This is a genomic window from Nitrospina gracilis 3/211 (assembly GCF_000341545.2).
GTDB classification, from domain to species: domain Bacteria; phylum Nitrospinota; class Nitrospinia; order Nitrospinales; family Nitrospinaceae; genus Nitrospina; species Nitrospina gracilis.
Genome location: NZ_HG422173.1, coordinates 1,540,795 through 1,552,827, shown reverse-complemented (window position 1 = coordinate 1,552,827; position 12,033 = coordinate 1,540,795). Strand labels below are relative to the sequence as shown.

General features: G+C 57.9%; 10 protein-coding genes. 4 read left to right on the top strand and 6 right to left on the bottom strand.

The features are described 5' to 3' along the window. Nucleotides 1–89: 89 nt before the first annotated feature. The 4 genes from TX82_RS07395 to TX82_RS07380 are packed head-to-tail and all read right to left on the bottom strand — an operon-like array spanning nt 90 to nt 4,924. Nucleotides 90–980 (bottom strand): Cthe_2314 family HEPN domain-containing protein, encoded by an 891-nt coding sequence (locus tag TX82_RS07395; RefSeq protein ID WP_005008836.1) that lies wholly within the window; start codon nt 978–980, stop codon nt 90–92. Nucleotides 981–1,019: 39 nt separating this feature from the next. Continuing rightward, a complete protein-coding gene (hutI, locus tag TX82_RS07390) occupies nt 1,020–2,252 on the bottom strand; it encodes an imidazolonepropionase (protein ID WP_005008834.1) in 1,233 nt (410 codons plus the stop codon). Between the two features lie 11 nt (nt 2,253–2,263). Next, nucleotides 2,264–4,009, bottom strand: coding sequence for a urocanate hydratase (hutU, locus tag TX82_RS07385; protein ID WP_005008832.1), 1,746 nt, complete (start codon nt 4,007–4,009; stop codon nt 2,264–2,266). Next, complete coding sequence (locus tag TX82_RS07380; RefSeq protein WP_005008829.1) at nt 4,010–4,924, bottom strand: formimidoylglutamase; 915 nt, start codon at nt 4,922–4,924, stop codon at nt 4,010–4,012. 148 nt (nt 4,925–5,072) lie between these two features. Here TX82_RS07380 and TX82_RS07375 point away from each other — a divergent pair, with 148 nt between their 5' ends. Then, complete coding sequence (locus TX82_RS07375; RefSeq protein WP_005008828.1) at nt 5,073–5,393, top strand: hypothetical protein; 321 nt, start codon at nt 5,073–5,075, stop codon at nt 5,391–5,393. A 32-nt stretch (nt 5,394–5,425) separates the two neighbouring features. Next, a complete protein-coding gene (locus TX82_RS07370; RefSeq protein ID WP_005008825.1) occupies nt 5,426–5,848 on the top strand; it encodes a hypothetical protein in 423 nt (140 codons plus the stop codon). A 65-nt stretch (nt 5,849–5,913) separates the two neighbouring features. Here the strand turns inward: TX82_RS07370 and TX82_RS07365 are convergent, their stop codons facing one another. Beyond that, nucleotides 5,914–7,482: a peptide ABC transporter substrate-binding protein gene (locus TX82_RS07365; protein WP_237100645.1), complete on the bottom strand. Its 1,569-nt coding sequence runs from the start codon at nt 7,480–7,482 to the stop codon at nt 5,914–5,916. A 164-nt stretch (nt 7,483–7,646) separates the two neighbouring features. On the opposite strand from TX82_RS07365, the gene TX82_RS07360 reads away from it, so the two are divergent. Continuing rightward, a complete protein-coding gene (locus tag TX82_RS07360; protein WP_005008821.1) occupies nt 7,647–8,327 on the top strand; it encodes a leucine-rich repeat domain-containing protein in 681 nt (226 codons plus the stop codon). Further along, on the top strand, nt 8,320–9,810 hold the full coding sequence (locus TX82_RS07355) for a leucine-rich repeat domain-containing protein (RefSeq protein WP_005008815.1): 1,491 nt from the start codon (nt 8,320–8,322) through the stop codon (nt 9,808–9,810). Before TX82_RS07360 ends, TX82_RS07355 begins: the two co-directional genes overlap by 8 nt. Nucleotides 9,811–9,910: 100 nt before the next feature. On the opposite strand, the gene TX82_RS07350 is transcribed toward TX82_RS07355, so the two are convergent. Next, nucleotides 9,911–11,737 (bottom strand): NADH-ubiquinone oxidoreductase-F iron-sulfur binding region domain-containing protein, encoded by a 1,827-nt coding sequence (locus TX82_RS07350; protein WP_005008813.1) that lies wholly within the window; start codon nt 11,735–11,737, stop codon nt 9,911–9,913. Nucleotides 11,738–12,033 lie beyond the last annotated feature (296 nt).

The window sequence follows — 12,033 nt, the reverse complement described above, 5'->3', positions numbered from 1 at the left end:
AGCCCTCTCCCGTCAAGGGAGAGGGAGTATTAAGAGTCCCTTCTCCCCTGGTGGGAGAAGGTTAGGATGAGGGGGACAAAAAGCGCCTCCTATTTAGGGAAGAGTCTGGAATCCAGAATATCAAAACAAGTAACCGCAACTTTTAGAGTTTTCTTAAAAGCCCGTTCAATCTGATCTTTGACATCAGAATATGAAACCAATAAATCATTAACAGACTTTCGCCTATACATCACCCCATCAAATACACTGTTTCTCATTACACTTTCTATTACTTGAGGACTATCGCCCTTTGCCTTCATCTGATTTTTCCATTCTTCTTCTTCATTTGGATCGAGAACTGGAAACGTATAGTCTCTAAAATGACAATTTTCAATTGGGCCCATTATAATTTTAGGCTCCCTTCTATGGATTTTTTTGTGCCTATACTCTGCAATCTCCTTATTAAATACACTATCATTCAAACCATTCAGGGCATTCCAGAATTCTTGCGAATCATCCGCTTTAATTGCATATTTAACAGGATGATTTAACCTTTTCATAATTTTATGAAAATCCAGCACCTCTTCTTTCTTTGTAATATCAAAAGGACAATAAAAAGCCCAGACCATTAAAGCAATCTTGTCTCTGCAAGAATATATCCCAAGCATACAATTATCAGCGTAGTAGGAAGCCGGCCAATAGTCTCCATATGGTCCCTTTGAAGAATCATGCTTTTCTTCGAAATACTTCGCAAATGCATCCATCCAGTAAAAACTAAAATAAACTTGGTCAATCAGCCAATCAACATCCCTAGCCCAACTTATTGAATTAAATCGTGGGTCTGGGATGTTTAAAAATTTGTCGATTTTACCCGAATCATGTAGCAATGATTTTGATGCTCTCTCAAATAATCCAAACTCTTCCCACTCATGCACCAAATCATAAGTCTCAAGAAATTTGGGAACAATCTCCGATATTCTTTTGGAAAGATCCTCGCCCATAACTCAAGCTCTTAAATTAACAAAAATGTTTTTTCACCTCTAAAACCCCGCAGGTTCTTTGCCGCCGGTGACGCGTTTGCCGCCAAGGTAGGTTTGATCGATGAAGTTTTCGCCGAAGTAATAGACGAGATCGCGGTAGTCGCCGGTCTTGAGGATGTTGAAGTCGGCGCGCTGGCCGGGCAGGAGGCCGCCGTACAGCCGGTGGTGCCCCAGCGCCTTCGCCGCGCCGTAGGTCGCCGCCGCCAGCGCCTGCCCCGGCGTGATGCGGTACAGGTTCGCCGCCAGGTAAATCACCGTCTGCATGTTGTAGGTGGGGCAACTGCCGGGATTGCAGTCGGTGGCCAGCGCCAACGTCACCCGCGCGTCCAGCATGCTGTGCACCAGCGGTTGCTTGGTTCCGCCCAGAAACAACGTGACGCCGGGCATCAGCACCGCCACCGTGCCCGCGGCGTGCATGGCCTGGATGTCTTTCGGCGTGGCGTGCTCGAGGTGATCGCACGACAGCGCCCCCAGGCGCGCCGCCTCGTACGATCCGCCCTGATGTGACAACTCCTCCACGTGGGCACGCAGGTCGAATCCCAACAACTTGGCCTGCAAAAAAATCAGCCGCAGGTCGGCGACGGTGAACACGTTCTTCTCGCAGAAGATGTCGACGCCGTCGGCGAGGCCGCGGAACTTCGGCAGGCTTTCCAGGACGAACTCAACGTACGATTTGCGTTTGACCTCGGGCGGGATGGCGTGCGCGCCGAGGTAGGTGAGCGTCACCGGTGCTTTCAATGCCTTGCGAAGACGTTGTCCCACCCTCAGCATCTTCGTTTCCGTGTCGAGGTCGAGACCGTAACCGGACTTGATCTCGAACGCGGTGGTGCCCAAAGCCATCATGCGTTTCATGCGGGCTTTGGCCTGATCGAACAGCGTCGCCTCCGTCGCCTGCCGGGTGGCGCGCACGGTGTCGTGGATGCCGCCGCCCTTGCTCAGAATTTCGAGGTACGAGACGCCGCTCATGCGGTCCACCATCTCGTCCTTGCGCTCACCGCCGTACACCAGGTGCGTGTGGCAATCGACGAACCCCGGCACCACCGCACAGCCGTTCACGTCGATCACCTTTTTGTACTTCGCCGACGCCTTCACCTCCGAGTCTTTCAGGATTTTTTCGATGTGGCCTTTCTTGACCACGAGCGCGCAGTTCCTGCGCACGCGCACGCCGGGCTGGGATGTGGCGTCGGCCTGGATCAACTGCCCGATGTTTCGAAAGCACAGTGTTTCCGTCATAGAGCCATCTCTCAGGGTTTGGGAAGATGCACCTTGCGTCTTTGGGCGATGCGTTTCGCTTCGTCGTAGCCGGCATCGACGTGCCGCGCCACGCCGAGACCCGGATCGTGCGTGAGCACGCGGTCGAGTCGGTCGCCCTTCTTCTTCGTACCGTCGGCGACGATCACCATGCCCGCATGCAGGCTGTTGCCCATGCCCACGCCACCGCCGTGGTGGAAGCTGACCCAGCTCGCACCCGACACCGCGTTGACCGCGAAGTTGAGCAGAGGCCAGTCGGCCACAGCGTCACTGCCATCGAGCATGCCTTCGGTTTCGCGGTTGGGCGAGGCGACACTGCCGCAGTCGAGGTGATCCCTGCCGATGACGATCGGCGCGGCCACCTTTTTCTTTTTGACCAGTTGATTCATCACCGCGCCCATCTTGGCGCGCTCGCCGTAACCCAGCCAGCACACGCGCGTCGGCAGGCCCAGCACCGGAACCTGTTTCTGCGCTTGGGTGATCCAGCGCCGGAGCGCCTTCTTTTCCGGAAACGTGTCGAGCACCGCCTGGTCCACGGTGTGCAAATCTTTTTTCTTGCCGGAGAGCAAAGCCCAGCGGAACGGTCCCTGCCCCTCGCAGAACAGCGGGCGGATGTATGCCGGAACGAAACCGGGATAGAGGAATGCACCGTCGGCATCGCGCACGGTGAGGCCGCCCAGCTCCGCCTGGCCGCGCAGGTTGTTGCCGTAGTCAAACACGACGCATCCTTTCGCCTGCAAATCGATCATCGCCTGGCAGTGCTTGACCGCCGTTTCCATGGACAGCTTGCGGTAGGTGTCGGGATCGCCGTCGCGCAGTTTCATCAGCGACGCGTAATCGCCGCCTTCGGGCACATAGGTCATGAGGTTGTGCGCCGAAGTCTGGTCGGTGACGATGTCCGGCAGGCGGTTGTCTTCGGCCAACTGACGCGCCACCGTCGCGCCGTTGGCGACCAGCCCGACGCTGATGGGCTCGCCTTCCTTGATAGACCGCTCGATGAGGTCCAACGCCTCCTTGAGATTTTTGGCGGTGCGGTCGAGATACCCCTCTTTCAATCGACGCTCCACCTGCGTGGGGTTCACTTCCGCCACCAGCACCGAGGCATCGTTCATCGTGCCCGCCAAGGGCTGCGCCGCGCCCATGTTGCCGAGCCCGGCCGTGAAGATCCATTTGCCCCTGAGGCTCGGCTGGTTGAAATCGATCTGCCCGCAGGCGCCGAAGGTTTCGTAGGTGCCCTGCAGGATGCCCTGCGTGCCGATGTAGATCCAGCTTCCCGCCGTCATCTGGCCGTACATCATGAGGCCGAGGCGGTCGAGGTGGTCAAAGTGATCGTCGGTGGCCCAGCGCGGCACCAGGTTGGAGTTGGCGATGAGGACGCGCGGCGCGTCCGGGTGCGTGCGCGCGATATAGACGGGTTTGCCCGACTGCACGCACAGCGTCTCGTCTTTTTTGAGGCGTTTGAGTTCGGCTACCAGGCGGTGGTATTCCTTCCAGTTGCGCGCCGCGCGGCCGGTGCCGCCGTACACGATGAGTTGTTTCCAGTCGAGGGCGACGCGGTCGTCGAGGTTGTTCATTAACATGCGGAGCGCCGCTTCGGCGTCCCAGTCGCAACAGCGGAGTGTGAGCGAGGTGGGGGCGCGCGGTGCTTTTTTCGGAGCGAGTTCGCTATAGAGCGGGCGTTCGGAGGAGGGTTTGTTCGATCCTGCGGGTTTGATGGGTGAGCCGCGTTGCCGGTTCATTCATGCCTCCTTTCGGGATGCCACTCCCAGGCAGAAGTAATAGAACATCGACGCCGCCAAGCGGCCCGTGCGTTCTTCCTCGATTTCCGGGTTGTACTCCGAGAGGTCGAACAACTGGACTTTGGGGTTCTGCCCGGCGATGCGAGCGATCTCCAGCGCCTCACTTCCGCGAAGACCCATGACCGACGGCGCTGACACGCCGGGCGCGTCCGCCATACGGACGGAATCGAGGTCGAAACTCACGAAAACCGCGTCGCAGTCCCATGCCACCCGGCCGAGGGCGGAACTGAACCAGCCGAGCGCGTCTTCGTTCATGTAGATCTCAGACAACCAGTGGATGTGCCCGTCCCTGTGGCGGACATACTCCACGTGCTCCTTCGCGGCCTGGCTTCCCTGCGTGGCGAATTCGACAAAAAGCTCGCCCGAGAAGCGCGCGTCCTCAAGTAGAAGCCGGAACGGGGAGCCGCTGTGCGCTTTTCCTTCGATGAGCGGGCGGACATCCAGGTGCGCGTCCACGTTGATAGCCCCCACCCGGCAGCTTTCGTGGGTATCCAGCAGGGCTTGCGCGTTTGGCCAGGACTGATCGTTGCCGCCACCCGCCACGAAGGGGGTACCCCCTGCCTGCAAAATACCCTTCACTTTGGCTGTCAGGGCGGCGTGGGCCTGCTCCAGAGGCAGGCCGGGGTCGATGTCGCCCGCATCGGTGATGCGGAGGGGGGACAGATCGATCCCCAATTCGGGATTGAACACCGTGCCGAAGCGGCGAAGCCACGCCCGCATCTTCTCCGGACCCGACCGCGCGCCGGTGCGCCCGCCGTTTCTGGCCACCCCTTCATCGTAGGGAAAGCCCAGCAGGACCACGTTGCCATCCGTTCCCGGATATATGATATCCGCCAGCCTCGGATCGTCCTTCATAGCCTCTTTATAGAATGGTTTTGGGGGATTGTAAACTACCCCACCCACAACCTATTGTATTTCAAATTTGGCATGGACTTTCTAAAATGGGTTTTGTAATATTTTTTACCTGACATCCAACGATCACATCCACGCGAGGAGCAAGGAAATGGCAGATTCCATCACGGCATTGAAACAGGCCATCGAGTTCGAGCGGTCGGCGCTGGAAAAGTACCAGGAAGCGCTGAAAACAGCGACGCACCAGGAAACCCGCGACGCGCTCAAAGGCTACATCACGGATAAAGAACAGAAAATCGACACGCTGTCGTGGTTCATCATGGCGGAGACCGGGTCGGTGGAGACCAGCCCGGCGGAGTCCGGTGAAGCCGCCGAGGGCGAAAAGTCCGGCGCGAGCAAGTGTCCCTTCTCGAAGCAGTTGGCGGACATGGGCATCGACATCTCCCAGATGAAACCCCCGACGTTCGAATAAATCGAGAACTTCCGGTAACGAGAGAGGCGTTCATGGCTCTTGATGAACCCAGAGACCTGTTGGTCGAGTGTTCGGCGTGCAACATCGAAAACGTGTTTTCCGAGTACACGCCCGATCAGCCGACGTTCTGCAACCAGTGCCGCGACCGGCTGATTCATCCGGATTTCAACGAGACGCACAACGAGTACCGTTGCGAGGACTGCGGTTTCTCGGTGTGCCTATTGAAGGAAACGGAATTCGATGAGGGCAACACGCCCTGCCGGTGCGGCAGCACCAATGTGTTCAAGGTCGACCCCTCCACCATCGCCGATGACGCCGAGGAAGCCGGGGCGTTTGAGCTGGATGAGGACGATGACGACGGCGACGGGTTCGACTGGTACCGGTCGGAATCTTCCGGCGGGGACACCCTGGACGATTACAACGAACTGTTTGATCAGGACCCGGGTTACAACTGATCCGGCGTCCTGGTTATTCTCCCCCCTTTCCCCACTTTCACACCCACGGCGAAAGTGCGCCCGCCTCAGGCGGCATCTTTTTCCAGCCGCACGTGCTTCAGGTACAGCAGTTCCATCGCGTTGAGGCGCAACCCCTTCACGTAAGGTTTGACCAGCACGTTGTGCGTGAGACCGAACAGGGAAATCAGCGGCGCGTCGGTTTCGGTGAGGATCTTTTGGGCCATGTCATAAATGACCTGGCGTTTTTTCGGATCGCGCTCCGCCGCACCCCGACGGATCAATCGGTCGTATTCTGCATTGCCCCAATTCAGGTGATTGTTGCCGCTGGTGGAGGTGAACAGGTTCATGAAGTTGTCCGGGTCGGGAAAGTCCGCGCCCCACCCCAGCCGGAACACCGGCGGCGCGTCCAGCCGAAGTTTGCTTAGAAACACTTTCCACTCCATGCTCTCCAGGGCCACGTCAAGCGAAAGATGTTTTCTCCACTGCGCCTGCACGAACTCGGCGATGAGCTTGTTCGTAGCGTCGGTGTTGTAGGAGATGGCGAACGGCGGAAAGCCCCTCCCTCCGGGATAGCCCGCTGACGCCAACAGGCGGCGCGCTTTTTCGGGATCGAAATGCGGCCCGACATCCGGGTTGTAGCCGAACATGCCTTTGGGAATCCACGACGCCGTCGGCAACTCGCCGCCTTTCAGGATCACCGGAATCTGCGTGCGGTCGATGGCGTGCGCCAGCGCGCGCCGCACGGTGGCGTTGTCGAACGGCGCTTTGGTCACGTTGAATCCGTAATAGTAGCCACGCAACAGAGGCAGGTTGCGGTACTCGGGACTGCTTTTGTAATGCGGGATGGCCACCGGCGGCAGTTCCACCATCTCCAGCTCGCCCGTCTCGTACAGCGTCAGCTCCGTTGTCGGTTCGCGCACCACGTAGAGCACAACGCGGTCTACTGCGGGCCGCCCTTCATAAAATTTATTGTTGGCTTTCAGGATCAGCTTGTATTCGTGTTGCCATTTGTCCAGTGTGAAGGGTCCGTTGGTGACGATGCGTTGCGGATCGGTCCAGCGGTCGCCATACTTTTCGACGATGTCCTTTCGCATGGGGAAGGTCACCATGAATGTTGTGATGCTGGGAAAGTAGATGACGGGTCGCTCCAGTTCCACCTCAAGCACCCTGTCCGAAAGCGCGCGCACGCCGACCTGTTCGGCGTCCTTGAGCTTGCCCGAGTTGTAGGCGAAGGCATTTTTCACGTCGAAAAGGAAGTAGGCATACTCCGCCGCGGTGGCGGGATTGAGCAGGCGTTTCCACGAATACTCGAAGTCGTGCGCGGTGACGGGTTCCCCATCGGTCCAGAAAACGTCGTCGCGCAGGTGGTAGGTGATGACGGTGCCGTCGTCCGAAAACTCCCAGCGATGGGCGATGGCGGGGACGGGTTCCAGGTTCTCGTTGTACTGGGTGAGGCCCTCCATGATGTTGGTCAGCACGTCGAAAGACACGTTGTCGGTGGCGAGGGACCAGTCGAGCGTGGGTGGCTCCGAATGGATGGCGAGGCGCAGGGTGGCTTCCTCCCCACCCGTTGCCGACGGATTGGAACAACCGGGGGACGCCAGCATCCCCGCCGCCAGCAGGCATGCCGTCAAAAGGGCCCGCCAAAGGGCCATATGGGCCGGTACAAGGTTCATTCGACTACCATACCAGAATCGGCATGCCGGGAAAATCGGCCATACCGGGTTGTCAGATTTAACCTTTACTTTTCATGGGACATCTATAGAATTGAAATTTTCCACCACCACGATACACGCATATGGCGAAAAACCAGAACGTTGACGACATCACCTGGATCCGGCGCTGGATCAAAAAAGGCCTGAGCAAGGACAAGAAAACGCTCGACCTTTCCAACAAGCGCTTCGATCTGCAGATCGCCCTCGACGTGGCAGAAAACCTGGCAGTGCCGGGCATCGAAATCCTATTCATGCACAACTGCTGGATCAAGGACACTTATTTGGAAGAACTGGTGGAAGGCGACCTGTTCCAGGGCGTGCAGGAGTTGTGGTTGTACGAGAACAAGATCGGCAACCAGGGCGCGGAATACCTGGCCGATTGTGACAAGCTGGACAATGTCCGTTATCTCAGCCTGTACTCGAACAAGATCGGCCCCGAAGGCGCAGAAGCCATTGCCGAATCGCCCAACCTGTCGCGGCTGGAAACGCTCGATTTGTCATTCAACAAGATCGGCGATGCCGGGGCCGTGGCGCTGGCCAACTCGCGCAACCTGCCCCGCCTCAAAACCCTGCACCTCGATTCCAACGGCATCGGTGAGGAAGGCATGGGGGCGCTGGCGGAGTCGCCGGGTCTCAAGAAACTCGAAGTCCTCAACCTGACGTACAACCTGATTTCTCCGGAAGGCTTCGAACGCCTGCGCGAATCGCCGCGCATTCAAACACTCAAGGAATTCCATTTCGACTTTCCCGCCGACGATGACTGATCCCCAAACCAAAGCCCCGGATAACGGACTGAAGACGGTCCAGTCCATTGCGGACAAACTGACCCTGCGCCATTCGACGCTCGATCTGAGTTACGATTCACTGGGCGATGCCGGGGCTGTGTTCCTCGCCCGCCACAAGGACCTGTCGCATGTGCGCGTCCTCAACCTGTCATGGAACGACATCGGCGATACGGGCATCGAAGCGCTGGCTTCCTGCCCTTCCCTTGCGGGGGTCACGCACCTGCATCTGGATTCGAACGCCATTACGGACAAAGCCGCGGCGGCGCTGGCGCAATCGCCTCACCTCGGTCAGTTGAAACTACTCAACCTCACCAACAACCGCATCGGCGACGACGGCGCCCTGCGCCTGGTCAAATCGAAAAAACTGCCGAAACTGGAGTTTCTGGAACTGGAACTCAACCGCATCGGCGAAGAACGCCTGTCGCGGTTTCCGGACGGCGCGGCCAACCCGCAACTTCGCTGGCTGAACCTGCGCAAGAACAAGATCAATACCGACACGCTCTCCGACTGGATCCAGACCGGCGCGTTCTCACCGGTGGAAGTGCTGAATCTTGGATTCAACCGCATTGACGATGCCGGGGCCAAGTTGCTGGCGCAATCGCCCACCGTGGCGCGGCTGAAGAAGCTGGTGATCGACTTTAACTGGATTGGCAACGACGGTGCAAATGCCCTCGCGAAATCCAAACACCTCTCCAATTTGCAGGACCTGTACACCTACGAAAACGAGTTCACCCGCGAAGGTGAGGAAACACTTCTCGATTTCCGCATCCGGCAGTTGATCAAAGCGCGTGCGCAGAACGGCACGCTCAACCTGAACGGACAGCGTCTCGGCAACAAGGGATTGCAGGCCATCGCGCGTTGTCCGGAAATGGCAAATATCGAGCACCTTTCATTGCGCAATAACTTCGCCGACCACATGGGACTGGTGGCACTCTGCCAGTCGGAGCACCTGAAGAACCTCAAATCCCTCAACCTGATGGACAACCCCATCGGGGATAAGGGCATGCTGGCTTTGGCCGAGGCGGTATTTTCCGGCCTCACTGCGCTCAACCTGGAGAAGACGGGCATCAAGGTCGCAGGAGTGCAGGCACTCGGCACTTCGCGCGTCCTGACCCAACTGGAGAATCTGAACCTGAGTCACAACGACATCAGCAACCAGGGCGGCAGGATCCTCGCACAATCGCCCAACTTCGCCAGGCTCAAAACCCTGAAGCTGTGGAACACGTGGATGGAGAGCGACGGCGTCATCGCGCTGGCCTGCTCGGAGAACATGGCGAATGTCACCGAGTTGCGTCTCAACAGCAACGGCATCCGCTATTCCGGCTTCAAGGCGCTGGCGGAGTCGCCGCGGTTCACCTCGCTCGTCACCCTCGACCTCCGGCGCAACAACTTCTGCGTGGACAGCTTCCAACTGTTTACGGAGTCGGAGCGCCTTCGGACCCTCAAAGAGTTCCGGTTTTAAACAGAACGTAAAACGGGCGCACAACAACAAATCTGAAGGCATAAAAAACCCCGGAACCGCGAAGGCTCCGGGGTTTTGTTTTTCGTAACTGGAAGTGCGGTCAGGCGATCGCCAGGAAGTTGCAGGCCTGGTAGCAGGCGTTGCAGTTGATGCACAGGTCCATGTCGATGTGCGCCGAGACTTTCTTGGTGCCGCCGGTGATGGCGCCGGTCGGGCACGGCTTGATGCACGCGCCGCAGGCCACACAGTCTTCTTCCTTGACCACATAACGGTACAGGCCCGTACACATCGCCGCGTCGCAAACCTGGTCGACGATATGCCGTTCGTACTCCTTGCGGAAATACTTGAGGCCGCTGAGAACCGATTTGACCGCCGTCTCACCCAGGCCGCACAGCGAAGTGACATTGATCTCCTCGCACATCGCCTGCAGTTTGTCGAGATACTCGATTTTGCCACGGCCTTCGGCGATGTCGTCCAGCATGTTCTTGATGAGCGTCAGCCCGATACGGCACGGTGTGCACTTGCCGCAGGTCTCCGTCTCGTTGAAACCGATGGAAAAGCGGGTGAGGTCGATGACACACGCCGAGTTGTCATAAGCTGACAGGCTGGCCTGACCCATGATGGCGCCCGCCTCAATGAGGCTTTCGTAATCGGTCTTGGTGTCGAGTTTCTCCGGGGGCAGGAAACCGCCGGTGACGCCGCCGATGTGCACCACCTTCAATTCTTTCTTTTTCAGGATGCCGCCGCAGTAATCATTGATGATTTCACCCACGGTGGTGTTCATGTCGAATTCCATCAGCCCGGCGTACTTCAGGTTGCCGGCGATCGCCCAGGTCTTGCAGCCCGGCGAGTTCTCCGGTCCCATCGACAGGTACCAGTCCGCGCCCTGTTTGATGATCTCGGTGACCGTTGCCCAGGTCTCGGCATTGTTCAGGTTCGTCGGGTAGCCGAAGACGCCCTTCTCGGAAGAGTGCGGCGGCTGGGCTTTCGGAAACGGGCGTTTGCCTTCGACGGAAGACATCAGCGCCGTCGATTCGCCACCGATGAACGCCTCCATGCCTTCATGCACGTAGAAGTCGATACTGAAATTCGTGCCCAGAATGTTGTTGCCGAGAAAGCCGCGCTCGCGCGCCGATTCCAACGCCATGTTGAGACGACGTACGGCGATCGAGTAGTCCGAGCGGGTGTAGATGATGCCGTCGGTGGCGCCGATGGCGTAGGCGCCGATCAACAGGCCTTCCAGCACCTGGTGCGGACAGCCTTCCATGATACTGCGGTCCATGTACGACGCCGGGTTGCCCTCGTCGCCGTTGACCATGATGTATTTGCGTTCGGCTTTTGCATTCGCGGTTTTCTCCCACTTGTCACCGGTGAAGAATCCGCCGCCGCCCTTGCCGCGAAGACCGGAGCGCCGGATTTCCTTGCGCACCTGTTCCGGCGTCATGGTGGTCATCACTTTTTTCAACGTCTCGTAGCCGCCGACCTTGATGTATTCGTCGATGCTTTCCGGATCGATGTTGCCCCCATGCTTCAACGCGACCCGCGCCTGCTTCTCCAGCGTTTCATAGTAGTCCGGCTTGGCCGCGAGCCTGGCGAACGGTTTGCCGCCCAGCACGTGGTCCTTGAAAATCTGCGGAACGTTCGCGACCTTCACGCGTTCGTAGGTGACGCGCGGCTGGCCCGGCACATAAACGTCCACCAGCACGTCGCGGCTGCAATAACCACGGCACCCGACCTGGCCCATTTCGCAACCGCCACGCTCGGACAACTCCGCCGTGCCCTGATTTTCCTCAATCAGTTTCTGAAATTCCGCGTAAACGTCTTTGGCTCCCTCGGCCTGACCACTGAGGCTCATGCAGACCGTGATCTTGATGGTCCCTTTTTCCTGCTCGGTGGCCTGGGATTCTGTCGCTTCCGCAACCGTCATGGGGATCTCCTTTTACCTGTTGTTGCCTGTAAACTTTTTATATTCGTAAGTTTTGAAAAAACAATGCAATCAGTTCGATTGGAATCCAGCCCAAGGGGGTGATTCCATTTGGGCTTTCAGGACTTCACACCATCTCACATTTTGCGAGATTTTTCCAGAAATTCTAGTGAGCCCACACCCCATTGTCAACCAAATCAGGGGCGTTTCTCCATGGAAAATCCGTAATTTCGCCCTGACTCGCTGAAAGCCCATCCCCTCGGGCCCCCTTTTCCCCGGAAGGACCCCGACCCCGAACA